General features: G+C 72.5%; 25 protein-coding genes and 1 pseudogene. 19 read left to right on the top strand and 7 right to left on the bottom strand.

Going from position 1 to position 26470, the window contains the following annotated elements:
* Positions 1 to 10: 10 nt before the first annotated feature.
* The 11 genes from POF43_RS05485 to POF43_RS05435 all read left to right on the top strand — a co-directional run bounded on the left by POF43_RS05485 (position 11) and on the right by POF43_RS05435 (position 11719).
* Positions 11 to 1198, top strand: coding sequence for an ROK family transcriptional regulator (locus POF43_RS05485; protein ID WP_271318450.1), 1188 nt, complete (start codon positions 11 to 13; stop codon positions 1196 to 1198).
* A gap of 216 nt (positions 1199 to 1414) precedes the next feature.
* The gene (locus POF43_RS05480) at positions 1415 to 2770 is read left to right on the top strand and encodes an extracellular solute-binding protein (RefSeq protein ID WP_372515863.1); all 1356 of its coding nucleotides are present in this window, start codon (positions 1415 to 1417) and stop codon (positions 2768 to 2770) included.
* A gap of 7 nt (positions 2771 to 2777) precedes the next feature.
* Positions 2778 to 3734 (top strand): carbohydrate ABC transporter permease, encoded by a 957-nt coding sequence (locus POF43_RS05475; protein WP_372515851.1) that lies wholly within the window; start codon positions 2778 to 2780, stop codon positions 3732 to 3734.
* 13 nt (positions 3735 to 3747) lie between these two features.
* Positions 3748 to 4674, top strand: coding sequence for a carbohydrate ABC transporter permease (locus POF43_RS05470; RefSeq protein ID WP_271316591.1), 927 nt, complete (start codon positions 3748 to 3750; stop codon positions 4672 to 4674).
* A 5-nt stretch (positions 4675 to 4679) separates the two neighbouring features.
* A complete protein-coding gene (locus POF43_RS05465; protein WP_271324621.1) occupies positions 4680 to 5945 on the top strand; it encodes a 6-phospho-beta-glucosidase in 1266 nt (421 codons plus the stop codon).
* Complete coding sequence (locus POF43_RS05460; RefSeq protein WP_271324620.1) at positions 5942 to 7042, top strand: N-acetylglucosamine kinase; 1101 nt, start codon at positions 5942 to 5944, stop codon at positions 7040 to 7042. Before POF43_RS05465 ends, POF43_RS05460 begins: the two co-directional genes overlap by 4 nt.
* 227 nt (positions 7043 to 7269) lie before the next feature.
* Complete coding sequence (locus tag POF43_RS05455) at positions 7270 to 8202, top strand: glycosyl hydrolase family 18 protein (protein ID WP_271316593.1); 933 nt, start codon at positions 7270 to 7272, stop codon at positions 8200 to 8202.
* Positions 8203 to 8239: 37 nt separating this feature from the next.
* On the top strand, positions 8240 to 9520 hold the full coding sequence (locus POF43_RS05450; protein WP_282698958.1) for a glycosyl hydrolase family 8: 1281 nt from the start codon (positions 8240 to 8242) through the stop codon (positions 9518 to 9520).
* A 339-nt stretch (positions 9521 to 9859) separates the two neighbouring features.
* Entirely contained in the window at positions 9860 to 10039 is a 180-nt protein-coding gene (locus tag POF43_RS05445) for a hypothetical protein (RefSeq protein WP_271315243.1), read from the top strand.
* 265 nt (positions 10040 to 10304) lie between these two features.
* Positions 10305 to 11438 carry a carboxylate-amine ligase gene (locus tag POF43_RS05440; RefSeq protein ID WP_271315242.1) on the top strand — a complete coding sequence of 378 codons (1134 nt, stop codon included), beginning with the start codon at positions 10305 to 10307 and terminating at the stop codon, positions 11436 to 11438.
* Between the two features lie 113 nt (positions 11439 to 11551).
* Entirely contained in the window at positions 11552 to 11719 is a 168-nt protein-coding gene (locus POF43_RS05435) for a hydrophobic protein (RefSeq protein ID WP_271315241.1), read from the top strand.
* A 95-nt stretch (positions 11720 to 11814) separates the two neighbouring features.
* Here POF43_RS05435 and POF43_RS05430 read toward each other — a convergent pair whose 3' ends face one another.
* Both POF43_RS05430 and POF43_RS05425 read right to left on the bottom strand, forming a co-directional pair.
* Positions 11815 to 12510 (bottom strand): SDR family NAD(P)-dependent oxidoreductase, encoded by a 696-nt coding sequence (locus POF43_RS05430; protein ID WP_271315240.1) that lies wholly within the window; start codon positions 12508 to 12510, stop codon positions 11815 to 11817.
* Positions 12511 to 12841: 331 nt separating this feature from the next.
* The gene (locus tag POF43_RS05425) at positions 12842 to 13192 is read right to left on the bottom strand and encodes a CrcB family protein (RefSeq protein ID WP_271315239.1); all 351 of its coding nucleotides are present in this window, start codon (positions 13190 to 13192) and stop codon (positions 12842 to 12844) included.
* Between the two features lie 315 nt (positions 13193 to 13507).
* Here POF43_RS05425 and POF43_RS05420 point away from each other — a divergent pair, with 315 nt between their 5' ends.
* From POF43_RS05420 to POF43_RS05405, 4 genes are all read left to right on the top strand, one after another.
* Positions 13508 to 14353 (top strand): MIP/aquaporin family protein, encoded by an 846-nt coding sequence (locus POF43_RS05420; RefSeq protein ID WP_271315238.1) that lies wholly within the window; start codon positions 13508 to 13510, stop codon positions 14351 to 14353.
* A 261-nt stretch (positions 14354 to 14614) separates the two neighbouring features.
* Entirely contained in the window at positions 14615 to 15271 is a 657-nt protein-coding gene (locus POF43_RS05415; protein WP_271323790.1) for a phosphatase PAP2 family protein, read from the top strand.
* A gap of 218 nt (positions 15272 to 15489) precedes the next feature.
* Entirely contained in the window at positions 15490 to 16056 is a 567-nt protein-coding gene (locus tag POF43_RS05410) for an inorganic diphosphatase (RefSeq protein ID WP_271323791.1), read from the top strand.
* Between the two features lie 681 nt (positions 16057 to 16737).
* Positions 16738 to 17511 (top strand): 3D domain-containing protein, encoded by a 774-nt coding sequence (locus POF43_RS05405; protein WP_271315235.1) that lies wholly within the window; start codon positions 16738 to 16740, stop codon positions 17509 to 17511.
* Between the two features lie 250 nt (positions 17512 to 17761).
* Here POF43_RS05405 and POF43_RS05400 read toward each other — a convergent pair whose 3' ends face one another.
* A complete protein-coding gene (locus tag POF43_RS05400) occupies positions 17762 to 18373 on the bottom strand; it encodes a TetR/AcrR family transcriptional regulator (protein WP_271323792.1) in 612 nt (203 codons plus the stop codon).
* Between the two features lie 189 nt (positions 18374 to 18562).
* Between POF43_RS05400 and POF43_RS05395 the strand changes: the two genes are divergently transcribed.
* Entirely contained in the window at positions 18563 to 19300 is a 738-nt protein-coding gene (locus tag POF43_RS05395) for an SDR family oxidoreductase (protein ID WP_271323793.1), read from the top strand.
* 396 nt (positions 19301 to 19696) lie between these two features.
* On the top strand, positions 19697 to 20287 hold the full coding sequence (locus POF43_RS05390) for a hypothetical protein (RefSeq protein ID WP_271324227.1): 591 nt from the start codon (positions 19697 to 19699) through the stop codon (positions 20285 to 20287).
* An 85-nt stretch (positions 20288 to 20372) separates the two neighbouring features.
* On the opposite strand, the gene POF43_RS05385 is transcribed toward POF43_RS05390, so the two are convergent.
* The 3 genes and pseudogenes from POF43_RS05385 to POF43_RS05375 form a co-directional block, all read right to left on the bottom strand.
* Positions 20373 to 21269 (bottom strand): hypothetical protein, encoded by an 897-nt coding sequence (locus POF43_RS05385; protein WP_271324228.1) that lies wholly within the window; start codon positions 21267 to 21269, stop codon positions 20373 to 20375.
* 378 nt (positions 21270 to 21647) lie between these two features.
* On the bottom strand, positions 21648 to 22175 hold the full coding sequence (locus tag POF43_RS05380) for a DUF4232 domain-containing protein (RefSeq protein WP_271324229.1): 528 nt from the start codon (positions 22173 to 22175) through the stop codon (positions 21648 to 21650).
* Between the two features lie 1107 nt (positions 22176 to 23282).
* A pseudogene (locus tag POF43_RS05375) lies at positions 23283 to 23674 on the bottom strand (FBP domain-containing protein); the annotation flags it as partial.
* A gap of 186 nt (positions 23675 to 23860) precedes the next feature.
* Between POF43_RS05375 and POF43_RS05370 the strand changes: the two are divergent.
* Entirely contained in the window at positions 23861 to 24448 is a 588-nt protein-coding gene (locus POF43_RS05370) for a TetR/AcrR family transcriptional regulator (protein ID WP_271324230.1), read from the top strand.
* Between the two features lie 15 nt (positions 24449 to 24463).
* Positions 24464 to 25642 carry a GDSL-type esterase/lipase family protein gene (locus tag POF43_RS05365; RefSeq protein WP_271324231.1) on the top strand — a complete coding sequence of 393 codons (1179 nt, stop codon included), beginning with the start codon at positions 24464 to 24466 and terminating at the stop codon, positions 25640 to 25642.
* 148 nt (positions 25643 to 25790) lie between these two features.
* Here the strand turns inward: POF43_RS05365 and POF43_RS05360 are convergent, their stop codons facing one another.
* Entirely contained in the window at positions 25791 to 26465 is a 675-nt protein-coding gene (locus POF43_RS05360; protein WP_271313902.1) for a GntR family transcriptional regulator, read from the bottom strand.
* Positions 26466 to 26470: the final 5 nt, after the last annotated feature.

The following is a 26470-nucleotide window of genomic DNA, read 5'->3' as shown; positions in this document are numbered from 1 at the left end:
GAGTCGCAACATGCCCGCCAGCCCCTCACAGCCCGGCACCCCGAGCCTGCTGCGCGCGATCAACGACCGCGCGGCTCTCGAACTGCTGTTGTCGCGCGGTCCGTTGTCGCGCGGCGAGCTGGGCCGGCTGACCGGTCTCTCCAAGCCCACCGCCTCGCAACTGCTGGCCCGGCTGGAGGCCGCGCACCTGGTGGTGCCGATCGGCATCACGGCCGGCCGGCCAGGACCCGGCGCCACGCTCTACGAGATCAACGCGCGGGTGGCGCACGTCGCGGGGCTGGACGTCACCCCCACCCGCATCCGGGTCGCGGTGGCCGACATCACCGGCCGCACCGTCGCCGAGCACCGGCTGCCGACCCCGGGCCGGCACGGCACCCTGGACCGGGTCGCCGAGGCGCTGGACGCGGCGCTGGCGGTGGCCGGGCTCACCCGTGACGAACTGCACCGGGTGGTCATCGGCACCCCCGGCGCGCTGGACCCCGGCACCGGCAAGCTGCGGTACGCGCCGCACCTGCCCGGCTGGCACTCGCCGCGGCTGCTGGCGGAGCTGACCGAGGCGCTCGATCTGCCGGTCGACGTGGAGAACGACGTCAACCTCGCCGCGGTCGCCGAGCAGAAGGTCGGCCTGGCACAAGGCGTGGAGGACTTCGTGCTGCTGTGGGCCGAGGAGGGCGTCGGCGCGGCGGTGGTGATCGCCGGGCGGCTGCACCGCGGGCACACCGGCGGCGCCGGCGAGGTCGGCTACATGCCGATGCCCGGCGCGCCGTTGATGAAGAACGTCCGCCGGGAGAACTCCGGCGGCTTCCAGGAACTGGCCGGCGCCCCGGCCGTGCGGGCACTGGCCCGCGAGCACCGGATCAGCGGCCGGACCGCGCGTGACATGGTCACCCGCGCCCGGCAGCTGGCGGAGGGCGGGGACGAGGCCGCGACGGCGTTCCTGGGCACGCTGGCCCAGCGGCTGGCCACCGGTCTGGCGGCGATCGTGGCCGTCATGGACCCCGAACTGGTGCTGCTCAGCGGCGACATCCCCATCGCGGGCGGCGAACCGCTGCGCACCTTGGTGGCGGACGGGCTGACCGGCCTGGCCGTCCCCCGTCCCCGGCTCGCCATCAGCGAACTGACCGGCTCGCCGGTGGTCACCGGCGCCCTCCAGGCCGCGCTGTCCACCGTGCGCGAGCAGGTCTTCACCACCCACTGACCCCACCAACTGACCCCGCCCACTGACCCACCCGCCGACCCCACCGCTGCCCGCCCCCCCCCCGCGCCCACCGATCCGCCCTCCGATCCGTCCGACTGCCCCCTGGCCCACCGCCACGCCCGTTTCCGCACCTCCAGCCGCCCCACCCCACCCCACCGCAGCCACTTACCGTGCCGACCGACTGCCTCGGCCGCCGCCCCGGGAGGACCCGTGACCATCCGCCAGACCCGCAGGGCGCGCCGCACAGCGGCCGCGCTCGCCTGTACCGCGACCCTCGCGCTGATAGCCGCCGGCTGCGCCGGCACCAGTGGCGGCGGGGGCGGCCAGGGCTCGACCGGTACCAAGGCCAAGCCGGTGACCATCACGTTCTGGCACGGCTGGAGCGCGCCGAACGAGCTGGCGGCGATCAACGCGAACATCTCCGCGTTCGAGAAGCTGCACCCGAACATCAAGGTCAAGGCCGTCTCCAACGTCACCGACGACAAGATCAACCAGGCGCTGCGGGCCGGCGGCGACAACGCGCCGGACGTGGTCTCGTCGTTCACCACCAACAACGTGGGCAGTTTCTGCAACAGCCACGAGTGGGTGGACCTCAACCCGCTGCTGAAGAAGTCGGGCATCGACAAGGACAAGACCTTCTCCAAGGCGATGCTGGACTACACCAGCTACAACGGCGACCAGTGCTCACTGCCGCTGCTGGGCGACGCCTACGGGCTGTACTACAACACCGACGAGTTCAAGGCCGCCGGGATCACCGCGCCGCCGAAGACCTGGAGCCAGTTCGAACAGGACGCGGTCAAGCTGACGAAGTCCGAGGGGGCCGGCTACCGCCAGTTGGGCTTCATGCCGCTCTACCACGGCTACGAGACCACCACCGAGCACTACGCGGCGCAGTACCAGCCGACCTGGTTCACCGCGGACGGCAAGTCGGCGATCGCCAGCTCGCCGGCCTTCGCCGACTCCCTCAAGGAGCAGAAGACGCTGGTGGACAAGCTCGGCGGCTACCAGAAGCTGTCGAAGTACCGTTCGTCCTTCGGTGACGAGTTCAGCGCCAAGAACCCGTTCGAGACCGGCCAGGTCGCGATGGCCATGGACGGCGAGTGGCGGGTGTCGATGATCAAGGCCGACGGGTCGAAGGTCCACTACGCCACCGCGCCGCTGCCGGTGCCGGACAACCAGGTCTCGCAGTACGGCATCGGCTACCAGACCGGCACCATCGCCGGCATCGCCGCCACCAGCCACAAGCAGGCGGCCGCCTGGGAGTTCCTGAAGTACCTGACCACCGACACCGACGCGCTGGTCAGCTTCGCCAACGCGATCTCCAACGTGCCCAGCACCTACGCGGCGCTGAAGTCGCCGAAGCTGGAGAAGAACGCGCAGTTCCAGACGTTCCTGAACGTGGCGGCCAACCCGGGCAGCAACACCACGCCCTCGGAGCCCAACGGCGACTCCTTCATCGTCACATACCAGAACCTGGGCTACGCCTACGAGTCGGGCAAGGTGAGCAACCTCCAGGCGGCGCTGAAGAAGACCGCGGGCCAGATCGACAGCGACCTGGCCCAGGCCCGGTGACGGCGCCGTGAGGACCCCCCGTGCGGCGGCCCCGCCCGCCCTGCGCCGCAAGCGCCGCCGGGAGCTGGCGACGACGGCCGGCTTCCTGTCCCCGTGGCTGATCGGCTTCGCCGTCTTCTTCGCCTACCCGCTGATCGCCACCGTCTACTTCTCCTTCACCCACTACGACGGCTTCAACGCGCCGACCCCGGTGGGGCTGAAGAACTACGTCTACGTGCTCACCGAGTACCCGTTCTTCTGGCAGGCGGTGCGCAACACCGTCTGGCTCGTGGTGGCCATGGTGGCGCTGCGCACGGTCTTCGGCATCGGCATCGGCATGCTGATCACCAAGATCAAGTCGGGCGCCGGCTTCTTCCGGACCGCGTTCTACCTGCCCTACCTGGCACCGCCGGTGGCGGCCACCATCGGCTTCGCCTTCCTGCTCAACCCCGGCACCGGCCCGGTCGACCACATCCTGGGCCGGCTGGGGCTGCCGCAGCCGGGCTGGTTCACCGATCCGTCGTGGTCGAAGCCCTCGCTGGTGCTGCTGTCGCTGTGGGGCATCGGCGACCTGATGGTCATCTTCATGGCCGCGCTGCTGGACGTGCCGGCCGAGCAGTACGAGGCCGCGTCGCTGGACGGGGCCAACTGGTGGCACCGGTGGCGCTACGTGACGTACCCCAACATCTCGCCCATCATCATGTTCGCGGTGGTCACCGGGGTGATCCAGACCCTCCAGTACTACACGCAGGCCATCATCGCCGGGCAGGTCGCCTCCGGTATCGCGGGCAACGCCGGGCAGCAGTTCGAGCCCGGCTACCCGAACGGCTCGACCTGGACGGTGCCCCAACTCGTCTACAACATCGGCTTCCAGCGCTTCGACTACGGCTCGGCCTGCGTCGTGTCGCTGCTGCTCTTCGTCGTCGCCATGGGGTGCACGGCGCTGCTGATGCGCCGGCGCTCCGGCCTGATGGCCGAGGACTGAGAGGAAGCCCACCATGAGCAACACCGTCACGGCCGGCGACCGCCCCGGCCGGACCAGCCGGTCCGGGCGCGGCGGCGTGCCGTCCGCCTCGGGCATCGCGCTGCGCCAGGCGCGGCGCCGCAAGAAGCTGGAGTGGATCGCGGTCCACTCCGTCGGCCTGGCCATCGCGGTGGCCTTCCTGCTGCCGTTCGTCTTCCTCTTCCTGACCTCGGTGATGAGCGACAGCCAGGCGCTGACCTCGACGCTGTGGCCGCAGCACTGGGTGTGGAGCAACTACACCGCGGTCTTCCGGGTCCACGGCTTCGGCACCTGGTGGCGCAACACGATCGAGTACGCGGTGCTGGGCACCGTGCTGACCGTGGTCTCGTCGGTGCCGGTGGCCTACGCGCTGGCGAAGTTCCGCTTCCCCGGGCGGCGGCTGGCGATGATGCTGGTCATCTCCATGATGATGCTGCCGCCCCAGGTGATCATCATCCCGATGTACCTGTTCTGGGCCAAGCAGCTGCACCTGGACGGCACGCTGTGGCCGCTGATCATCCCGATGGCCTTCGGCGACGCGTTCTCCATCTTCCTGCTGCGCCAGTTCCTGCTGACCATCCCCAAGGAGTACCTCGACGCCGCCCGGGTCGACGGCTGCGGTGAGGTGCGCACCCTGCTGCGGGTGGTGCTGCCGATGGCCAGGCCGGCCATCTCCGCGGTGGCGCTGTTCCAGTTCTTCTACTGCTGGAACGACTACTTCGGCCCGCAGATCTACTCCTCCGACAACCCGGCGGCCTGGACACTGTCCTACGGGCTCCAGTCCTTCCACGGCGCCCACCAGACCAACTGGAACCTGACGATGGCGGCCACCCTGCTGGTGATGGCACCGGTGATCGTGGTGTTCTTCTTCGCCCAGAAAGCCTTCATCGAAGGCGTGACACTGACGGGAGTCAAGGGCTGATGAGCCTGAAGCTGGTAGTCGTGGGCGGCGGTTCCACCTACACGCCCGAGCTGATCGACGGCTTCGCGCGGCTGCGGGACACCCTGCCGATCGGCGAACTCGTCCTGGTGGACCCGGCGGCCGACCGGCTGGACCTGGTCGGCGGACTGGCCCGCCGGATCTTCGCCAAGCAGGGCCACCCGGGCCGGATCACCGTCACCGGCGAGCTGGAGCCGGCGGTGGCCGACGCGGACGCGGTGCTGCTGCAACTGCGTGTCGGGGGGCAGGCGGCCCGCAACGAGGACGAGACCTGGCCGCTGGAGTGCGGCTGCGTCGGGCAGGAGACCACCGGCGCCGGCGGGCTGGCCAAGGCGCTGCGGACCGTCCCGGTGGTGCTGGACATCGCCGAGCGGGTCCGCCGGGCCAACCCGGACGCCTGGATCGTCGACTTCACCAACCCGGTGGGCATCGTCACCCGCGCCCTGCTGACCCACGGCCACAAGGCGGTCGGGCTGTGCAACGTGGCGATCGGCTTCCAGCGCAAGTTCGCCGCCCTGCTCGGGGTCGCCCCGGAGCGGATCGCGCTGGACCACGTCGGCCTCAACCACCTCACGTGGGAACGCGGCGTACGCCTGGACGGCCGCGAGGTGCTGCCGCAGCTGCTGGCCGAGCACGCCGAGCGGATCGCCGCCGACCTGCACCTGCCGGCCTCCCTGGTACGGCGGTTGGGTGTGGTCCCCTCCTACTACCTGCGGTACTTCTACCAGCACGACCAGGTCGTTGAGGAACTGCGCGCCGAGGGGTCGCGGGCCAGCGCGGTCGCCGCGATCGAGCGGGAGCTGCTGGAGATGTACGCCGACCCGGCGCTGGAGGAGAAGCCGGCGCTGCTGGAAAAGCGCGGCGGCGCGTACTACTCCGAGGCGGCGGTGCAGCTGATCGCCGCACTGCTGGGCGGCGGCGCGGCGGCGGCCGGCAGCGAGCAGGTGGTCAACGTGGCCAACGCCGGCACCCTGCCGTTCCTGCCGGACGACGCCGTCATCGAGGTCCCCGCCCTGGTGGACGCCCGCGGTGCCGTGCCGCTGCCGGTCGCGCCGGTCGAGCCGCTGTACGCGGGGCTGATCGCGCACACCACCGCTTACGAGGCGCTGGCCCTGGAGGCCGCGGTGCTCGGCGGCCGCGACCGGGTCTTCGCCGCGCTGCTGGCCCATCCGCTGGTCGGCCAGCTCGACCTGGCGGAGCGGCTCACCGATCAGCTGATCGACCACAACCGGGCCCACCTGGCGTGGGCATGACGACCACGGCGCCCGTCCCCGGCATCGACGGTCCCCTCGGCGCGGGCCTGCCCGGCGCCACCGGCACCGAACTCGTGCGCGGCGTGCTGGCGGTGGACGCCGGCAACAGCAAGACCGACGTGGCGATCGTCGCCGCCGACGGCACCGTCCTGGGCACCGCGCGCGGCGACGGCTTCGTACCGCACCTGGTCGGCCCGCGCGCCGCCGTCGACGGGCTGGCACCGCTGGTGGCGCTGGCCGCCGAACGGGCCGGGCTCGATCCCGGCGCCGGCCGGCCGCTGGTCACCCACACCTCGGCGTGCCTGGCCAACGCGGACCTGCCGGTGGAGGAACGGAAGCTGGGCGAGGAGATCGCCGGGCGCGGCTGGTCGCGGACCACGGTGGTGGCCAACGACGTGTTCGCGCTGCTGCGTTCGGGCACCGACGAGCCGCGCGGGGTGGCGGTGGTGTGCGGCGCGGGCATCAACTGCGCCGGGCTGCTGCCCGACGGGCGCACGGTGCGTTTCCCGGCCCTGGGCATGATCACCGGCGACTGGGGCGGCGGCGGCAGCCTCGCGCTGGAGGTGATGTGGCACGCGGTGCGGGCGGAGGACGGGCGCGGGGCGGAGACCGCGCTCGCCCCGGCCGTGGCCGGGCACTTCGGGCTGCCCACCGCCATGGCGGTCGCCGAGGCGGTGCATCTGGGCGCCCTGTCGAAGGAGCGGCTGCACGAGCTGGTGCCGGTGCTGTTCCGAGTGGCCGGCGCCGGCGACACCGCCGCGGTACGGCTGGTGGAGCGGCAGGCGGAGGAGGTCGCCCGGCTCGCCCTGGTGGCGCTGCGCCGGCTGGACCTGCTGGACGAACCGGTCGACGTGGTGCTGGGCGGCGGAGTGCTGGCGGCCGGTCAGCGGCTGCTGCTGGACGGCGTCTTCGCCCGGCTGGCGGCCGGCGCGCCGAAGGCGGTGCCGCGGATCGCCACCACGGCCCCGGTGGTGGGCGCCGCACTGCTGGGCCTGGACCACCTGGCCGCCGTGGGACTGGGCGGCGGCCCGCACAGCCACGAACGGCTGCGCGCCGGCCACGCGGTGCACCGGTCCGGGCAGTCCGGCACCGGCTGACGGCACCGGTCCGGCACCCCCGGCGGCGGCCCACCGCCCCGGGGGACTGCGGCGTGCGCGCGTTCGCCGGGCCGGTCGCGGGGGCCGTCAGGGGGGCCGGCGGCACCGGCCCGATGTCCGAACTTCCAATCGTGGCCGATGCCTTGACAGCCACAGGGACGCGGAAGAACATTCTCGGCGTGTTAGGAAGGTTTCCTAACAGCTACGCGGACTGGAGAGGTCACCTCATGGCCCAGCACCTCGCGCGTACCGCCTTCACCGCCGCCGTCGCGGTGAGCCCCGCCCTGCTCCTGCTGGCCGGTGCCGTACCGGCCCAGGCCGCGGGCACCTTCCCCACCCAGTACGCCGCGCCCTACCTGCAGATCGACAGCAGCTCGGCCGCCGACATGGCGGCCGACAAGGCGAAGACCGGCCTGAGCTACTACACGCTCGCCTTCCTGACCTCCAAGTCCGGCTGCACCCTGCAGTGGGAGGACGGCGGCGACTCGGTCGGCGCCTTCACCTCGCAGATCAACTCGCTGAAGTCGGCGGGCGGTTCGGTGATCATCTCGTTCGGCGGCGCGGGCAGCACCGAGCTGGCCAAGTCCTGCACGTCGGTCTCCAGCCTCACCGCCGCGTACCAGAAGGTGGTGACCACCTACGGCATCACCCGCCTCGACTTCGACATCGAGGGCGGCGCGCTGGACGACACCACCTCCAACCAGCGCCGCGACCAGGCACTGGCCGCGTTGCAGCAGGCCGACCCCTCGGTGCAGGTCGACTTCACGCTGCCGGTCGACCCCAGCGGCCTGGAGTCCGACGCGACGAAGCTGCTGAAGGACGCCAAGTCCGCCGGGGTCAGCGTCAACCTGGTCAACATCATGACCATGGACTTCGGCGACGGCGAGAACGCGCTGAACGACAGCGAGTCGGCCGCGAAGGGCACCGAGCCGCAACTCGCCTCGATCTACGGCGGGTCCGCCGCGCAGAACTGGGCCCGCCTGGGCCTGACGCCCATCGCCGGACAGAACGACGACAACGAGGACTTCACCCAGTCCAACGCCTCGACCCTGGAGAGCTTCGCCGCCTCCGAGGGCGTGCAGGAGCTGTCGTTCTGGGAGGTCGACCAGTACGACAAGAGCGCCGGTTACGCCTACTCGAAGATCTTCAACAAGATCTGACAGACCCCTCCCCTCCCCTGCCCGCAAGGAGAACGTCATGCGCTTTCCCGGACGCAAGCCGGCGGCCGCCTGCGCGGCCGCCTGCCTCACCCTGACCCTGGCGGGCATCGGCGGGGCATCCGCCGCCGCCCCCCGCACCCCGGCCCCGGCCGCCCACCCCGCGGCCACCACCGCCCACCCCTTCCCCACCCACGTGACGTACAAGGTCGGCGTCATGCCGTCGGCGTCCCAGTCCTCCCGGGACACCGCGGTGGAGACCGCCTACGACGCGTGGAAGAAGACCTACCTGGTGCACGGCTGCGCCTCCGACGAGTACTACGTGTCAACCAAGGGCGACGACGACGCCCCGAACAACGGCACGGTCTCCGAGGCGCAGGGCTACGGCATGAACATCGTGCCGCTGATGGCCGGCTACGACAGCTCCGCGCAGACCGAGTTCAACGGGCTGTGGCAGCTGGTGAAGGACCACGAGGACGCCGACGGCCTGATGCAGTGGCAGCTGGACGGCAAGACGTGCAAGTACACCGACAGCGGCACGCCCGACGCGGCCACCGACGGCGACCTCGACGTCGGTTACGGGCTGATCCTGGCCGACGAGCAGTGGGGCGGCTACACCGCCGACGCCAAGGCGTGGCTCGCCTCCTTCTACGCCCACGACGTGGCGCCCGACGGCCACCTCAAGTGCGAGGACGACGGCCCGAACACCGACACCCGGCCCTCCGACATGATGCTCGACCACCTGCGCGCCTTCGCCGCCTACGACACCGCGCACGACTGGAGCAAGGTCGTCACCCGCACCGAGGCGGTCATCAGCTCCTTCACCGCCGCCCACTCCCCCTCGGCCGGCCTGCTGTCGGACTTCGTCGTCAACGCCGACACCAGCTCCCCCAAGCCGGCCCCGGCCGACTACCAGGAGGACCAGCCGGACAACATCGTCGGCTACAACTCGCTGCGCGTGCCGTGGCACCTGGGCACCGACGCGCTGGTCAACGGCTCCTCGACCGCCGCCGTGTCCTACGCCACGGCCAAGCAGGAGTCGGCCTGCCTGAAGTCGCTGTCCGGCGGCAACCCGGCCAAGGTCCAGCCGCACATCAAGCTGACCTGCGCCAACGGCAACATCTCCGACGACACCCAGGCCGAGGAGGCCGGCGACGCGGTCGGCCCGGCGGCCATGGCGGCCGGCGACCAGACGTGGACCGACGCGATCTGGAAGCAGCTGGCCACCAACCCCTTCGGCGACGCCTACTACGGCGAGACGATCAAGATGCTCGTCTACATCGTGATGGCCGGCGACTACTGGAACCCGGCCACCTCCTGACCGGCGCACCGGGGCCCGCCGGGCCCGGGGACCGGCTGTCCGGGTGCCGTGCGACCGCACGGCACCCGGACAGCCGCGTCCGGCACCGCCACCACGTGCGGTGCGCCGTCGCGCGGTCCGGCGGCCTCCACCGCCGAGGCGTGCCGCCGGCGCCGCAGGGGTACCCCGGCCGGCCCGCCGCCGCACCCGACGACAGCCCGCTGACCAGGCGCTGTCCCCGGGGCGCCGGCGCGGATCGGGCGGCGCGCGACCGTATGCATGGCGGCGGAGGGCCGGGGTAACCGTGGCAGGTCAACGGGCGGTACGGCCGCCCCTCCCCCCACCCCCGAGGACTGCACCGTGCTGAAGACCGCCGGCGGCGAATCACCGATCTACGACATGCTCGTGGCCGAACTCGGCGACATCCCGGCCGACACCCGCCGCACCGCCGAACAGGCCCGGCGCACGGCGGCCGCGGCCGTCGGCAGCCTCGCCACCGCCGGCGCCGAGGACGGCGCCGACCAGGCCATGCCCCGCTGATCGGGTCATGCCCGGTCCATCAGCGTCCCGGTCACCGCAGGCCGTCGTGGCGCCCCGGTCCGTCCGGCACGCGGTCGCACCGGCCGACCGCCAGGAGCCGTGCCCGCAGACTCCCGGTGACGCCGCCGTCACGGCGAGCCGATCGGTGCGCACGCCGCGCCGTCCTCGCCACCCTTGTCGTTTTCGCGCCGTTCGCGCCCCCGGCGCACGCGCGCGGGCCGCGGGCCCACCGTGTGGCCTGGGGCCGAGGGGGTAGGCACCCGCCATGGTGACCGTGGGAGTGGAAGAGGAATACCTGCTGCTGGACGCGGAGAGCGGGTCTCCGGTCTCGCGATGGGAAGAGGTGCGGGCCGCCGCCGTCCGGCAGCCCGCGCTGCTGAACGGTGAGGTCGAAAGGGAGCTGCTCCAGGCACAGGTGGAGGTGGCCACGCCGGTGTGCGGCTCGATCGACGAGGTCGGCGACCACTTGCGCAGGCTGCGCGGCGCGCTGCACCTCGCGGCGGCCGAGACCGGCTGCCGGATCGCGGCCTGCGGGGCGGCGCCGTTCCTCGGGCCGGCGACGGTGACCGACGAGCCGCGCTACCGCACGATGCTCGACGACGCGGCCCGGCTGGTCGACGAGATGATGATCAACGGCATGCACGTGCACGTCGCCGTACCCGACCGGCGCGCCGCGATCGCCGCGCTGAACCGGATCCGCCGATGGCTGCCCGTCCTGGTGGCGCTGGGGTCCAACTCCCCCTACTGGGACGGTTCGGAGACCGGTTTCGCCAGCTGGCGCACGGTGGTCTTCGGCCGCTGGCCGGTGAGCGGTCCGCCGCCGGTGTTCGCCGGCCCCGAGGACTACGACCACCGGACGGCGGCCCTGCTGCGCACCGGGGTGATCCGCGACCGCGGCCAGATCTACTGGCAGGCCAGGCCGTCGGAACGGTATCCGACCCTCGAAGTACGCGCCCTGGACGTCCAGTTGCTGCCGGAGGACGCCGTCACGCTGGCCGGTCTGATCCGTTCGCTCGTCGCCACCGCGCTGCGGGAGGCCGACGACGGCACCCCGTTCACCCCGGAGCCGTCCGAGCTGCTGGCCGCCGCCAACTGGCACGCGGCCCGGCACGGCCTCAACGGCGAGCTGGTCGACCCGGTCGGCGGTGGCCTGCGGCCGGCGGCGGAGGTGGTGACCACCCTCCTGGAGCACCTCACCCCGGCGCTCAAGGAGGCCGGCGACCTGGACCGGGTCGAGGGCGGCGTGCGCCGGCTGCTGACCGACGGCTCCGGCGAGCAGCGGCAGCGCCGGGCCCTGGACGGCGGCGGCCCGGGCGCCCTGCTGGACCTGCTCGGGGCGGGCGGCGGCGGGCTGGCGCTGCCGCCGGGCGCGGAACGCGAGACGATCGCCACCGGCTGAGGCGGCCCTTTATCACGGGCGGAGGCTGGCCCGTCGGCGTTCCACGATATTGCGACGATCTGCGCGCATGTTCACCACAAACCGGGGAATACGCTGCTCAGGAGGTTGATGACATGGGTGCTCTGCTCTTGGTCCTGCTGCTGGCGCTGATTCTCGGCGGCATCGGTTTCGCGGTACACATCCTGTGGTGGGTCGCGATCGTCGTACTGGTCGTGTGGCTGCTGGGATTCCTGTTCCGGAGCGGTTCCGGTGGGTCCCGGGGCCGCTGGTACCGATGGTGACCGGATGACGCGTGAACGGGCCGGGGGCGACACCTGCACAGGTGTCGCCCCCGGCCCGTTGACGGCATCGCGCCGGCCGCCCGCCCGGCGGGCGCTCACCAGGGTGAGATCCCCTCGGGGTCGAAGAAGGCGCCGGTGGGGCCGTCCGGGGTGAGGAGCGCGGCCCGGACGATCGGCTCGGCTCCCTGCTCGACGGTCTGGGTGCCGCTGAAGCCGTTGAGGTCGGTGGCGGTGTAGCCGGGGTCGACCACGTTGACCCGCAGCTCCGGGAAGGCCCGGGCGTACTGGACGGTGAGCATCGACACCGCGGCCTTCGAGGCGGTGTACGCCAGGCTCGGCACCTTCGACTCGATCCGCTCGGGGTCGTGGACCCGCGCGAAGGAGCCCAGGCCGCTGCCCACGTTGACGACGACGCCGTGGCCGCCGCTCCGCAGCAGCGGCAGGAAGGCGTGCGTGACGCGGACGATGCCGACGACGTTGGTGTCCAGCACGGCCGCCACGTCCGCACCGGTGGACTCGCCGACACCGGTGCGCGGGCCGGCGATCCCGGCGTTGTTGACCAGGACGTCGAGCGTGTCGTGCTCGGCGGCCAGCCGGTCGGCGGCCGCCCGGACCGAGGCGTCGTCGGTGATGTCGATGAGCAGCGGGCGGGCGCCCAGCTCCTCGGCGGTCCGGCGGGCGTTGTCCTCGCTGCGGGCACCGACGTACACGGTGTGGCCGGCGGCGACGAGCCGGCGGGCGGTCTCCCGGCCCAGGCCCTTGTTGGCCCCGGTGATCAATGTGATGGTCATGACTCCACCCTCTCGCCCGCGAGGGTTGCCAGCCAGCCACCGGTTGTACCGGTACCCGCGGTACCAGGCTGAGCCGGCCCGTGCAGGCGGGGACGCGAGGCCGACCGGCGGGGGTGCGAGCCGACCGGCAGCGTCCGTGCGGGGATGCGCCGCGGTGTCGCGGACCGTGCGGGCGGGGGTGCGAGTCAGTCCGGAGCACGAGGCCGTCCGGGGCTCGAGCCGACCGGCGCACGAGGCCGTCCGGGGTACGAGGCCGTCCGGGGTACGGGTCGTCCCGGGGTACGAACCGACCGGCGACGGTCCTCCCGGCCGGGGCCGGCCCGCGGGGCGGTCAGCCCAGCGCCAGGAAGACCCCCATCGCCGACGCCGCCAGGCCGATGAACCAGCCGGCCAGGGCGCTGACCAGGGCCCGGCCGTGCCGTCCGCCGCCGAGGAGCTGGGCGGTCTCGTAGCCGCAGACGCTGAACGCGACGACCGACCCGCCCAGCAGCGCCGTCCCCCAGCCCAGCCCGCTGCGGTACGCCCATCCGGCCAGCGCGCCGATGAGGAAGCAGCCCAGGAAGTTGAGCGTGAACGGCCCCCAGTGGGTGGGGCACCGGGCGCGGGTCTGGAGCGTCCGTTCCGTGCGGTAGCGCAGCGTGCCGCCGGCCAGTCCGCCGAGCAGCGCCAGGAGCAGGGGCATGGGCGAGGGCTCCCTCACGGAACGTACGAGTGGGGCGGGCTGCGGCGCGCGAACCGCACGCGCCCGGCGTGTCGCGGTCCCGGCGGGCCCCTCCGCCGTTTCGCGCACGGTAACCGTTCCCCCGCGCCCCGAGCCGTCCGCCGCGCGGGCGCCGGCGTCGGCCACGCCACCGAACGGAGCAATCCACTCACCCGGTAGAGGGGGTCGCGGCCCGTCCCGCAGGGTGGGCGCGGGCGCGGCGCCCGATGATGGCCGAACCCGGGGCCGACCGTACTCGTACGCCCGGGTCCCACCGTCGAGGAGACCGGGAAAGACATGAGCGAACCGGTTCACAAACCGCAATTGATCCGTGAGATGTCCGCGGAGTTCCTGGGCACGATGGTGCTGCTGCTCTTCGGGGCCGGCGTCGTGGCCCAGGTGATCGCCGGCGGTGCCCTGACCAGCCCCAAGGGCGGCCTGGGCAACCACGACAGCATCTCCTGGGCCTGGGGGCTGGGCGTCACCTTCGGCATCTACGTCGCCGCCCGGCTCAGCGGCGCCCACCTGAACCCGGCCGTCACCGTGTCGCTGGCCACATTCAAGGGCTTCGCGTGGTCCAAGGTCGCGCCCTACATCCTGGCGCAGACACTCGGCGCGTTCGTCGCCGCCCTGCTGGTGCGCTGGGACTACACCGAGGTGCTGGCCAAGGCGGACCCGAAGCACTCCTTCATGACGCAGATCGTCTTCTCCACCCTGCCGGGCAACGGTTCCACGACCGCGGGCGTGCACGAGTGGGGCGCCTTCCGCGACCAGGTGATCGGCACCGCGCTGCTCATGATGCTCATCTTCGCCGTCACCGACCTGCTCAACACCCCGCCGAAGGCGAACCTGGCGCCGTTCATCACCGGCCTGATCGTGGTGGCCATCGGCATGGCCTTCGGCACCAACGCCGGCTACGCCATCAACCCGGCCCGTGACTTCGGCCCGCGCCTGGCCAGCTTCATCACCGGCTACCACAGCGCCTGGCGCGACCAGTGGGGCAACCTCTACTTCTGGGTGCCCATCGTCGGCCCGCTGATCGGCGGCCTCATCGGCGCGGCCATCTACAAGTTCCTGATCAGCAGCTACCTGCCGACCGCCGACGCGGAGCCGACCGGCCGCATTCCCCAGCCGGACGTGTGACCGCGCACGCCCCCGCGCCCACCGCCGTGAGCCGTGCCCCCGCCGGGCACGGCTCACGGCTTTCCGCCACCCGGCCCGGCGCCGCGCGGACCCCCGGACGGCGTCCCCGGCACGACCCGCCCGCTTCATCTACTACAGTTCGTAGGAACTCAACGTTCCCGCGATCCGGCCGCCCCCGGCCAGGGGCGCCGAGCGGCGACCGTCCGGTCGGCGGACCGGCACGCCGACCGCCGAGGACGCCCTGCGCCGTGGGAGAAACCCGTGCCGAACGCCGCCCCACCCCTGCTGCCGCTCGCCTACGACGGTTCGCACATCGACGGTTCGCTGTTCACCGCGATCACCGGCCTCGCCCGCGACACGCGGTGGCTGAACGCTCCGATGGAGTGGTGGACGAACGCCGGGCTCGGCGTGTTCGCCGTCCTCGTGGCCGTCGGCTGGTGGCGGGCCCGGCGCCGGGACGCGAAGGCGATGACGCTCGCCCTCGCCGCGCCGGTGAGCATCGTCGCCGCCTTCGCGGTGGCCGAGGTGGTCAAGAAGTACGTCGGGGAACTGCGGCCGTGCCGCTCGGTGCCGCACGCGTTCATCGTCGAGGCCTGCCCCGCGCCCGGCGACTACGCCTTCCCCAGCGGCCACGTCACCACGGCTGCCGCCGCCGTCGCGGCACTGTGGCTGCTCGACCGCCGGCTCGCCGCGATCGCCGCGGTCTTCGCCGTGCTGGAGGCGTTCACCCGCGTCTACGTCGGCGGCCACTATCCGCACGACGTCGTCGGCGCCGCGATCCTCGCCGCGCCCGTCGCCCTGCTCACCAGCCTCGCCCTGCGCCGCACGGCCACGCCGCTGGTCGCCCGGTGGCGGGCCGGCGGCGCCCTGGCACCGGTCCTGACCGCCGACCCGGCCGGGACGCGCGCGGCGGACTGAGCGGACGAACGGGGTCCATTCGGCGTACGTCACGATTTGACGGCCGAAGGAGCGCGACCTTCACTGTGACCAGGCGATGGACCCTTCGAGGGGCAGGGCCCCCGAGAAGGCGGCGGGCGCGCACCGGCCCGCCGCACCAGCCGCTCGCGCCGGCCCCGGCGAAGCGCCCGCCGCCCGAGGAAACCGCCGGAGGACCCCCGGAGAGAACCGAGGAAGCCATGGACGGCGCGACCGCGTTCGACGTCATCGTCGAGATCCCCCAGGGGTCCCGGAACAAGTACGAGATGGACCACGCGACCGGCCGCATCCGTCTGGACCGGCTGCTGTTCACCTCGACCCGCTACCCGTGCGACTACGGCTTCGTGGAGGGCACCCTCGGACGGGACGGCGAACCGCTGGACGCCCTCGTCATGGGGACCGGGCCGACCTACCCCGGGGTGGTGGTCCGCTGCCGGGCGGTGTGCATGTTCCGCATGACCGACGAACGCGGGCCCGACGAGAAGGTGCTGTGCGTGCCGGCCGACGACCCGAGGTTCGCCGGCGTACAGGACCTCGCCGACATCCCCGAGTTCGACCTCCTGGAGATCACCCACTTCTTCGAGGTCTACAAGGACCTCGAACCCGGCAAGTCCGTCGAGGGCTCGCACTGGGAGGGCCGGGAGAGCACCTACCAGGAGATCGCCGCCTCACGACGACGCGCGGCGTCGGTCCCTGCGACGGCGGGCCCCGCGACGGTCACGCCTTCGGCGGCGGGGCCTTCAGCAGCGTCGACGCGGAAGGCGTGACCGCGCCGGGGCGAACCTCCGTGCGGCGCCCGTGACTTGATGGCCGCTGCGGTGGACCGTGCGCCGCGGGTCGGATCGCGTGACGGAGCGTCAGGCGGTACGCGTGATGCCTGCGGCCGATCCGCGCCGGCACCGAACTCCCGCCACCACAGGCCGCGTTGAACGTCGGCAGGCGTAGGCGGCAGGCATGCCTGCGGCGACACCACGTAAGGCGGCGCGGCGGACGGTGAACACCGGCGCTGAACTCCCGCCTACGCACGCCGCGTTGAACGCCGGGAGGCGTCAGCAGGCACGCAGGCATGCGGCGGCACTGCATACGGCGGTGCCGCGGACGGCGAACCCCGGCACCGAATCCCCGTCTGCACAGCCTGAGTTGAGCATCAGCAGACACGCAGCCATGCGGCAGCACCGCATACCGCGGCCCAGCAAAACAGCGGCATGGCCCCGCTGCGAACCCGCGGCCGGGACGCACGGCAGACGCACGGCAGGCCGCGTCAACACCACGCGCCCCAAAAAGGTCTAGACCCATTGACCGGTGCTGGTCCACGCCAATATCCTCGGCGCGGGCCCGTCGGGCCCGTTCCCGTGCGGCTCGCACGACCGGGCGCACGGACAGCGTCGCAGGACCATCCGCGCCATGCCCCGCCTCCGTCCGGATCGGCTCACAGAGGTGACCGCCCCATGGGTAACTCCCGAAGGACCGGATCCATCGCAGCGGTGTTCGCGACCGTGCTGGCCGCCACCGTCGCCCTTCAGCCGCACGCGTCCGCCGCGCCCGTCGCCCCCGCCGCGCTGCCGGCGTGCCAGCACTTCTACACCGGCCCGATCCCCGACCGCCCGCTGTCGCCGGGGGTGGGGCCGAGCCCGGAGATCGGCGCCGTCGACGTCAGCGGCAGGCTGGCCGCGCCCGGCGGCGTGTCCGGCGGGCTCAACGCGGACGGCACGGTGACGTTCACGTTCGACCGGGTGCCGGGCGCGGTGGCCTACCGGGCCTTCCGCAACGGCCAGGCGTTGCAGTGGATCGACGACTGGGGGCAGCCGAGCTTCACCGTCACCGACTCCGCGCCGTGCGAGGACGCCAACTACCAGATCTACGCGATGTCCGACACCTCCGGCTCGGCGAGCAGCATCGGACAGATCTCCACGGCCTACCGGGTCGGCGCCGACGACCAGCTCGCCGCCTGGTCGATCCCGGCCGGAACCACCTTCACGTACAAGGTGACCTCCTACAACGACACCGGCCAGACCGCGCTCGGCTACAACGCCGGCCCCGGATTCTGCGCCGTCGACGCCCGCAACATCCCCTGGGGCACCCGCTTCTACGTCCCCGGCTACGGGTACTGCTACGCCGCCGACATCGGCAGCTGGATCAAGGACGACATCGTCGACGTCTGGCTCCCCGGCACCGAGGCCGACGACTGGGGCGTCCAGCAGCGCACGCTCGTCGTGCAGTAGCGAGCCGTCACCGCGGCCGCGACCGGCCCCGGTACGCCCACCCGCCCGCGCGGAGCGTCTCGCGCGGGCGGCGGCGCGACGCGGCGGCCGCCGGTCCGCCGGTTCGCCGGTTCGGCGGTTCGGCGGTTCGGCGGTTCGGCGGTGCGCCGGTGCGGCGACTCGGGCGTTCGCCGGGGCGCGGTCCGCCGCCGGGACCGGCCACGCGGCGCCCCCGGCACGCGGCCACCCGCCGCACGGAGTAAGCCGACCGCTACTCCGCACCGCCGGATCCCGGGGAGGGCCGCCCCGGTCCGCCGCGCAGGCCGTCCATCACCAGCGTGAGCAGATGCCCCGACCGCGCCTCCCAGTCGGCGTCGAGGTCGATGCGCCACAGGAAGCCCACCAGGAGCAGCACCTCCTCGGCGTCGACGTCCGGCCGGATCGATCCCTCGGCCCGGCCCGCGTCCAGCAGGAGTGCGATCGCCGCCACCACGGGACCGTAGCCCTCGTCGCCCAGCTGGGCCCTGGTGACGGTGTGCAGCGCGCCGGCCAGGCCGTGCTTGATCCGTCCGTACGCGGCCAGCCGGTCGAACCACCGGCGCAGCGCTTCGAGCGGCGGATGCGCGGCCAGCAACGCGGGGGCGGCGTCGACCAGTTCGCCGACGTCGTGCCGGTGCACCGCGAGCACCAGGGCCTCCCGGTTCGGGAAGTGCCGGTAGAGGGTGCCCTGTCCGATGCCGGCCAGCTTCGCGACCGACTGCATCGACGCGTCGCCGGAGGCGTCCAGCGCCGCGCGGGCGGCGTCCAGGATGCGGGCGCGGTTCTGCTCCGCGTCGGAGCGCATGGCCCGGCGGCTCTCCCCCGCTTCTCGGCGTTCCGGCATGAGCACCCCTCGGTCGTCGTCCGTTGCCAAGCGGACACATGTCCGCTACCGTCGTCAGGAGTAACGGACATCCGTCCGTTTCGATGCTACGCCAGGTTGCCGCGGCACCGCCAATGTGCTGTTACGGCAGGTGGCAGACGCGGCCCGGGGCGCGCGACCGCGTCCACCGCGTCCGGAGAGGACAGCGACATGACAGGGATCAAGGGCAAGGTCATCGCCATCACGGGCGCCGGCAGCGGCATCGGCGAGGCGACAGCCCTGCTGCTGGCCGAACGGGGCGCCAAGGTCGTCCTCGGATCGCGCCGGCCGGAACGGCTGGCGGCGCTGGCCGCCCGCATCACGGCCGCCGGCGGCGAGGCCGCCCACACGCCCACCGACGTCACCCGGCGCGAGGACCTGGCCGGCCTGGTCGCACTGGCCCGCGAACGCTTCGGCCGGCTCGACGTCCTGGTCGCCAACGCCGGCATCGGACCGGTCTCCGCCCTCGACGACCTGCGCGTCGACGACTGGGACGCGATGATCGACGTCAACCTCAAGGGGGTGCTGTACGGCATCGCGGCGGCGCTTCCGGTCTTCCGCCAGCAGGGGTACGGGCAGTTCGTCAACGTCGCCTCCACCGCGGCGTACCGGACGGTGCCGGACCAGTCGGTGTACTCCGCCACCAAGGTCGCGGTACGCGCCCTGTCCGAGGGCCTGCGCCAAGAGGCCGGCGACTCGGTCCGCGTGTCGATCGTCTCCCCCGGATTCATCCGAACGGGCTTCACCGACTCGGTGCCCGACGCAGCGGTACGCGCCCGGCTCACCGCGTCCAAGGAGAAGTTCGCCATCGCACCCGACGCGATCGCCCGCGCCATCGCCTTCGCGGTCGAGCAGCCCGCCGACGTCGACGTGAACGAGATCGTGGTCCGCCCGACGGCGCAGGGGTGACGGGAGCGCGGGGGCGAGGGCGCGGGGGTGCCGGGGGCGCGGCGGGGCCGCGAGGGCAACGGGACCGTGGGGGTGGCGGCGCCATGGGTGACCGGTTCGCGGGACGACCGGCAGGCGGGGTGACCGGCGGGGCGGCCGGCAGGCGGAATGACCGGTCGGCGGAGCGGTCGGCAGGCAGGGGTGAGACGGGCGGCGCGGGCCGAGACGCCGCCGCCGTCCAGCTGCGCGGCCGCCTGACGTTCCGGCACGACCGCTGCCACCGCTGCCCGTTCGGACCTCACGCCCCCGGCTCGCGTCGCGCGGACCGGCGACGCCGCGTGGTCAGGCGCCCTTGTCCCGGGCGGGCGGCAGGACTACGGTCGCTTACCCGGTTCGGGCGACGGCGTGGGAGGGCGGATGCGCGGAAACGGACGCCTCGTGCTCGCCGTCGGCCTGGTGGCCGCCTTCGCCTGCTGCCTGGCGCTGTCGTTGTGGCACCGGGTCGACGCCGTGCTGCTGTTCGCGGTGCTGGGTGTGCTGCCGGCGCCGGTCATCCTGCACGATGTCGCCCGGCGCGCGGTGGCCGCGGTGCTGGTGCCGCCGGTCATGGCGGGGCTGGCCGTGGCGGTTCCGGTGCTGGGCGATCTGGTCGACATGGCGTCGGGCCTGCTGCTCGTGGTCGCGGTCGGCGCCGGGCGCCTCAACCACCTGCTGCGCAGGGCGCCTTACGCGCTGGCGTGCGCCGGGTGTTACGCGGGCCTGTGGCTGGCGGCCCGTCACGTACCAGGCCCGGGCGTCCCCGGCGGCGCCCGGCCGGTGTGGTGGGACGTCGCGGCGGTGGCCGGGACCCTGCTGGCCGGCGCCGCCTACTTCGCCGTGGTGACCACCATCGCCCGGCTCGCCCGCAAGGACAGTGCGGAGGCCGTGCTGTACACGGTGGGCTTCCCGGTCTACCTGGTGGTGTCGGTCCTGACGTTCTTCCTGACCGACCGCCGGGTCAAGGCCTGATCGCGGTACGGGTTTCGGGGTTGACGACGGTACGGGCTCGGGGTTGACGACGGCACGGGTCGGGGGCTGAGCGCGGCGGGAGAAGTCAGCGCACGTCGACGTAGTCGCCCGTCGGAGTGGACGGGACCGTGGTGGTGGAACCGGCGAAGCTGAGGCGCCAGTAACCGTCGACGGTGGCCGGGGAGGAGGCCGTCACCTCGCCGTCGCTGTTCGTGGTGACCGTCTTCAGCGTGGTGTAGGTGCTGCTGGTCGCCGGGCGGAACTGGAGCTTGACCGGTTCGCCGGCGTAGCCCCAGTACTTGTGGGTGTCCCAGCTCGCACGGCTCAGGGTGCCGGTCACGGTGACGTCGTCGCCCTTGGTGACCGGCTCCGGGTTGGCGTCGTCGGTCAGCGTTCCCCAGCGCTTGATGGTGGGCGCGGGCCAGGTGCCGTGCTGGGCCCAGCCGGAGGTGGCGCTGTCGAAGGCGTAGGCGACGCCCTTCCAGGTCGCTCCGGCGTCCGCGGTGGCCAGGTCGTCGGGGTGGATGTCGACCGTGCCGGAGCACGTCTCGGTGACCGTGGTGGCACCCCCGGCACCGGTCGTGGTCGAGGCGTGCTCGCAGCCGGCATGGTTGCCGCTGAGCAGGTTGTCCGGGCTGGCGACGGCACCGCGGTAGAGGTCCAGGCTGGTGCTGAAGTCCTTCGTGGGGTCCACGCCGGTGGCGGTGAGCGTGTACGTGTACGGCACCGGCACGGTGTTGGTGGTACCGGCGGCGACATACGCCGCGCCCTTGTCGATGTCCACGTTCGAGAACGTGACGTCCATGGTGTTGGTGGTGTTGACGGCGGGCGCGAGCCGGCCGGACGTGGTGGCGGGCGACCGGGACCCGGCCGGTGCCGCCGGGTGGGCCGGGCCGGTGGCCTGCGCGGCCGGTATGGCGGCTGTGGTCAGGGCCAGGGCCCCCGACACGACCGCGATGGCCGCGGTGGTGCGATAGCGCATGAAGTCTCCGGTGAACAGGCGCCGTGGCGACCGCGATCCGGCCGCCGCGGCGGAGGCGGTCAACGAGTCTGCTGACTCATGTGACAAGACACCACCGGACCGCGACGGGTTGCAAAACGACGCCACGGGCTTCGGGCGATGTGGCTCTGCCAAAGGTGCGGCCGGCCACAGGATTCGGGTCTCCGCCACGGGACTCGCACGTTCACCACGGGCTCGAGCCGCCGCCACGAGGGCGCGGCCACGGCGCGCGGGATCGCGGGGGCGCCGGGATCTTCTGCGGGTCCGCTGCTTCCCGTTCGGCTCCGGGCCCGCGCCCCGGCGGCTGCCGGGGCGCGGCCACCTGGAGTGCCAGGTGGGTGAGCCGGAGTACCCGGAGGGTCAGCCGGCGATCGTCGGCTTGCTGGTGGACCAGGCGGTCTCGGTCAGGGCGCCGTTGTCGATGAGGTGGGAGAAGGCGACGGTGCTGTGGCTGTTGCTCCCGCTGGGCGAGATCTGCAGGTACTTGGCGTTCGCCGAGTCGTCGCCCGTGTTGGTCCACGCCAGGTCGGCCCAGGCGCTGGCGCCCGGCTTCAAGGTGATGGCGCGGGTACCGGAGTTGTGGGTGAACTCCGTGCTGCCGTGCTTAACGGTCATCTTGACCGCCTTGTGCCCGGCGCCCTCCAGGCCCAGGCCGGCGTAACCGCTGACGGTGCAGCTCCGGGTGCCGTGGTTGGTGACCTGGAGCAGCGTCCCGAAGGTGCTCGTCTCGTACTGATCGCCCACCGTGTGCGCCGCGAGGGTGCCCGGCTGGCAGGGCGAGGTCTTGGCCGCGGTCACGTGGGCCGCGGGCGCGGCCGCGGTGGCGACCCCGGCTCCGGCGAGCACCACGACGGAAGCGGCGGCCATCGCGGTCATCAGTGTGCGCATAGGTGTTCCTTTCGAATGCCCGACGGCTCTTTTCCCCGCCGGGCGTCTGCCATCAATCATGGCCGCCGAATATCCGGGTTTCGTAACACCCGGTTGACGAAGCGTCGATATTTTCACGTGTCCCGGCCGCCGCGAGGAAGAACCGATACCAATGCCACCGCGCGAAGAATTTTTGACAAAAGGCAGCACGGCGTACCGGGGCGGTTGAGAACCGCCCCGGTACGCCGTGACTATGAGCGGGAGACTAATCGCGCTGTTTATCATGCCTTTTGACTTCGCAGCCGCCACTGTCGCACGGCTCGCTCACGCCGTCTTGCCGAACGGACCTCGGACGTGCCTCGATCGACCTCTCCGTGGCCCTCAGTCCTTTTGCGAGCGGTTCGCCTCCCGTCACATCGGCGCACCCCTCACGCGCCCCCTCGGAACCGCACGAGCGAAGCACTCATCGTACCGAACGGCCCGGATTTTCGAGGGGGTGCATCACACCCTGGTGGCAGATACCCGGCTGCGGTTGAATGGCATATTGAGGCATGAATTCATAACCGGGATTCACCGTTGCTCAAAGACGTTGACGAGGGCGGCCCGACCGCCCGCCGCCTGGTGGAGTACGTGGTTTCGGTATGCGGACGAGCAGAATTCCGCAGGTGGTGACGAAGCCCGCCGGTGAAGCCGTACGGACGGCACACGGGTCGTGCGCACGCCCGTTCTCCTCGGGCGGCCCCGGCGGCGCCGGTCAGCCGTTCCCACTGGGCGGGATCCTGCCGGAACAGGCGGTGCCGGAACCCGGGTGCGGCGGATGCCGCTGCCCACCGGAGCGCGCCAGGCGCCAGGGCGTCCCCGATCGCTGACGCCCTGGCGCCACGTCGCCGGCTGCGAGGCGCCCCCTGCGTCCGCCACTTTCCGAAGCCCCGGAAGCCGGCTTCAGATCGACCGCGTCCACGCTCGCACCGCGAAGGCTCGCCGCACCCTGGCGGAGAACCGCCCCGACAGGCGTGAGGGGAACTGTCCGGTTCAACGGGAAGGTCCAGGCCCGCGACGGCAGGCGGGCCGCCGGGGCGGAGCGCCGCGAGCGTCCTCCCGCGTCGGGCGGCCGGGCCGCCGGTCGCGTCAGGCGGTGACCTCGGTGATGAACGCGGCGAGGTCGGCGACGGTCCGCTGGATCTTCTCCCCAAGGTGAGCGACTCGTGGAGCCGCGCGCCGACGCCCGCCTCCCCCTTGCCCCGCACGTACGGCGGGCAGGCGAGGTCGCTGCACATGTAGGGGTTCCGCTGCCCTGCCCGCCCTCGCGGCAACCATGAGCGAGACGCCTCCGGTGGGGGTGGCCGTGCACAGCGGGCACCTGCTGCGCCGCGCCTGCCAGGAAGCGGCAGCGGGGCAGCGCCAGCGCCACCGGGCGGCCGTCCAGCTCCGTGGCGAGGTGGGCCCGGTGGGGGCCCGGGGACCCGCCGGCCGAGGAAGTCCAGGTCGTCCCAGGGCCGCTCGGCCAGGTCGCGGGGGACGATTGTCGAAGTCAACGACCAATCAACGGTTTCAGCGAACAGCAACGCTCCTCCGGCCCGACACGCCGGTCCGTCGGACCGGCGCTTCGCTGCGACAACGGTGCAGCGGCCGCATGAACGGCAGGCTCATTTGCCTAAAGGTGTTAGGCAAGAGCATAATGGTGTTCGTCATATGGAAGGAAGGCTATGGTTCGAGCGGGACTGACCCCGGAGCGGCTGACCCGGGCGGGAGCGGAACTGGCCGACGAGGTCGGCTTCGACCAGGTGACCGTCTCGGCGCTCGCCCGGCAGTTCGACGTCAAGGTCGCGAGTCTGTACTCGCACCTGAAGAGCTCCCAGGACCTCAGGATCAGGATCGCCCTGTTCGCACTGGACGAACTCGCCGACCGGGTCGCCGCCGCCCTGGCCGGACGCGCGGGCCGGGACGCCCTGGCCGCCTTCGCGAACGCCTACCGCGACTACGCCCGCGAGCACCCCGGCCGCTATGCCGCCGCCCGGCTCAGGCTCGACCCCGCGACGGCGGCCGCCAGCGCCGGCGTGCGGCACGCACAGATGACGCGGGCGATCCTGCGTGGCTACGACCTGACGGAACCGGACCAGACACACGCGGTCCGGATGCTGGGCAGCGTCTTCCACGGCTACGTCAGCCTGGAGACGGCCGGCGGCTTCAGCCACACCGCCATCGACTCGCAGGAGTCCTGGGTCTGGGTCCTGGATTCCCTCGACGCGCTTCTGCGGAACCGGCACGCCCGCACAACACCCCCGATAACGTGACCAACAGGTTGAACAATGAACACTGAGCACGACTGGATCACCACACCGGTCACCGCGGACATCCTGCGCGGTTTCCTCGACCTGGAACCGACCGGGCGCGGCCTGCTGCCGCATCGGCTGCCCGCGCGGCTGCGCCGGCAGATCCCCGACGACCGGCTGGCCGTGGCGGAGGCCCAGCCCTCCGGCGTGCGCCTGGCATTCCGTACCCGGGCCACGACCATCGAACTGGACACGCTGCCCACCAAGCGGGTCTACCAAGGTTTCCCGGCCCCGGCGGACGGCGTGTACGACCTGCTGGTCGATGGCCGTCTCGCTGCCCGGGCCACGGTGGCCGGCGGTAACGTCTGCACGGTCACCGACATGGTCACCCAGTCCACCGAACTGCGGGAGGGGCCCGCCGGCACCGCCCGGTTCACCGGTCTGCCGGCGGGTGACAAGGACGTCGAGATCTGGCTTCCGCACACGGAGATCACCGAGCTGATCGCTCTGCGCACCGATGCCCCGGTCGAGCCGGCTCCGGACAGCGGGCGCAGGGTGTGGCTGCACCACGGCAGTTCCATCAGCCACGGCTCGAACGCCGCCCACCCGACCGCCATCTGGCCTGCCCTGTCCGCGGCCCGGGGCGGCGTGGAGCTGGTCAATCTGGGGTTCGGCGGCAGCGCGCTGCTCGACCCGTTCACCGCACGTGCGATGCGGGAGACACCCGCGGACCTGATCAGTGTCAAGATCGGCATCAACATCGTCAACGCCGACGTGATGCGCCTGCGTGCCTTCATCCCCGCGGTTCACGGCTTCCTCGACACCGTCCGCGAGGGACACCCGACCACCCCGCTGTTGGTGGTGTCCCCGATCCTGTGTCCGGTCCAGGAGGACACCCCCGGCCCCCTCGCGCCCGACTTCGACGGCGGGACCCTGCGGTTCAAGGCCACCGGCGATCCGGCCGAACGCGCCACCGGGCGCCTGACACTCAACATCATCCGCGACGAACTCGCCCGGATCGTCGAACTGCGGGCGGCTGACGACCCGAACCTGCACTACCTCGACGGCCGTAACCTCTACGGCGAAGCGGACTACGCCGCGTTCCCGCTGCCCGACGAGGTACACCCCGATCCCGCAGGCCACCGCCGCATCGGCGAGAACTTCGCGCGGCTCGTGTTCGGCGACAACGGCCCCTTCGCCGCCCGGGAGGGCTGACCACCCCGCGGTCACGCGGACCGCGACACCCGGAGCCCGTACCGATGCCGGTGCCGATGCCGCCGGTGTGCACGGCCGGGGTACGCCTGCGTACCGGGCTCACGCAGGAGGTCCGGCCCCGTCACGTTCCCCCGGAAGCCCGGCCCCGTCAGCCGCCCAGTCCGGCGAGCAGGCTGCGGCAGGCGGAGTGGACGTGTTCCTCGGCGCGCCGGGCCAGCGTCGCGGGATCGCCGGAGCGCAGGAGTGCCGCCAGTTCGCGGTGCTCGTCCACCACGCGGGCGCGGTAGTGCTGGTAGCCGAGGGCGACGCGGCGCAGCTGGAACAGGTGGACCTGGGAGCGCACCGCCTGCCAGGCGTCGCTGAGCCTGCGGTTGCCGGCGGCGTCGTAGATCCGGTCGTGGAAGGCGATGTCGAGCGCGAGCAGCCGTGGCCCGGACGCCTCGCCGGCGATCTCCGCCGACATCGCGCCGACCAGGTCGTCCAGCTCGGCCAACTGCCCCTCGGACGCGGTCCGTCGGGCGCTGGTGGCGGCGAGCCGGTCGAGTGCGGCGCGCACGGCGTAGACCTCCTCGACGTCCTGCGCGGTGATGTCGACGACGGTGGTGCCGCGGTGCCAGACGCTGCGGACCAGCCCCTCGCGTTCGAGCAGCGCGAGTCCCTCACGCACCGATCCGCGGCTGACGCCGAGCGCGGCGGCGAGTTCCACCTCGCGCAGCGGCGAGCCGGGCGGGAAGTGGCCGGCGAAGATCGCCTCGCGCACGAGGTCGGCGGCCTCCTGGGCCAGCCCGCGAAGCCGGGCCTTGGGGAGCGGTGCTGCGGTCATGTCCG

Source organism: Streptantibioticus silvisoli, assembly GCF_027947535.2.
Taxonomy (GTDB): Bacteria; Actinomycetota; Actinomycetes; order Streptomycetales; family Streptomycetaceae; genus Streptantibioticus_C; species Streptantibioticus_C silvisoli.
The sequence above is the reverse complement of the archived record's forward strand: the minus strand, read 5'-3'. Positions and strand labels throughout refer to the sequence as shown.

Coding starts and splice junctions, on each gene's coding strand:
- POF43_RS05380 (WP_271324229.1), bottom strand. CDS start 22,175: ATGCGCACACTGATGACCGCGATGGCCGCCGCTTCCGTCGTGGTGCTC.
- POF43_RS05430 (WP_271315240.1), bottom strand. CDS start 12,510: ATGACCATCACATTGATCACCGGGGCCAACAAGGGCCTGGGCCGGGAG.
- POF43_RS05425 (WP_271315239.1), bottom strand. CDS start 13,192: ATGCCCCTGCTCCTGGCGCTGCTCGGCGGACTGGCCGGCGGCACGCTG.
- POF43_RS05460 (WP_271324620.1), top strand. CDS start 5,942: ATGACGACCACGGCGCCCGTCCCCGGCATCGACGGTCCCCTCGGCGCG.
- POF43_RS05400 (WP_271323792.1), bottom strand. CDS start 18,373: ATGCCGGAACGCCGAGAAGCGGGGGAGAGCCGCCGGGCCATGCGCTCC.
- POF43_RS05440 (WP_271315242.1), top strand. CDS start 10,305: ATGGTGACCGTGGGAGTGGAAGAGGAATACCTGCTGCTGGACGCGGAG.
- POF43_RS05455 (WP_271316593.1), top strand. CDS start 7,270: ATGGCCCAGCACCTCGCGCGTACCGCCTTCACCGCCGCCGTCGCGGTG.
- POF43_RS05450 (WP_282698958.1), top strand. CDS start 8,240: ATGCGCTTTCCCGGACGCAAGCCGGCGGCCGCCTGCGCGGCCGCCTGC.
- POF43_RS05370 (WP_271324230.1), top strand. CDS start 23,861: ATGGTTCGAGCGGGACTGACCCCGGAGCGGCTGACCCGGGCGGGAGCG.
- POF43_RS05435 (WP_271315241.1), top strand. CDS start 11,552: ATGGGTGCTCTGCTCTTGGTCCTGCTGCTGGCGCTGATTCTCGGCGGC.
- POF43_RS05410 (WP_271323791.1), top strand. CDS start 15,490: ATGGACGGCGCGACCGCGTTCGACGTCATCGTCGAGATCCCCCAGGGG.
- POF43_RS05365 (WP_271324231.1), top strand. CDS start 24,464: ATGAACACTGAGCACGACTGGATCACCACACCGGTCACCGCGGACATC.
- POF43_RS05395 (WP_271323793.1), top strand. CDS start 18,563: ATGACAGGGATCAAGGGCAAGGTCATCGCCATCACGGGCGCCGGCAGC.
- POF43_RS05385 (WP_271324228.1), bottom strand. CDS start 21,269: ATGCGCTATCGCACCACCGCGGCCATCGCGGTCGTGTCGGGGGCCCTG.
- POF43_RS05390 (WP_271324227.1), top strand. CDS start 19,697: ATGCGCGGAAACGGACGCCTCGTGCTCGCCGTCGGCCTGGTGGCCGCC.
- POF43_RS05420 (WP_271315238.1), top strand. CDS start 13,508: ATGAGCGAACCGGTTCACAAACCGCAATTGATCCGTGAGATGTCCGCG.
- POF43_RS05405 (WP_271315235.1), top strand. CDS start 16,738: ATGGGTAACTCCCGAAGGACCGGATCCATCGCAGCGGTGTTCGCGACC.
- POF43_RS05360 (WP_271313902.1), bottom strand. CDS start 26,465: ATGACCGCAGCACCGCTCCCCAAGGCCCGGCTTCGCGGGCTGGCCCAG.
- POF43_RS05485 (WP_271318450.1), top strand. CDS start 11: ATGCCCGCCAGCCCCTCACAGCCCGGCACCCCGAGCCTGCTGCGCGCG.
- POF43_RS05470 (WP_271316591.1), top strand. CDS start 3,748: ATGAGCAACACCGTCACGGCCGGCGACCGCCCCGGCCGGACCAGCCGG.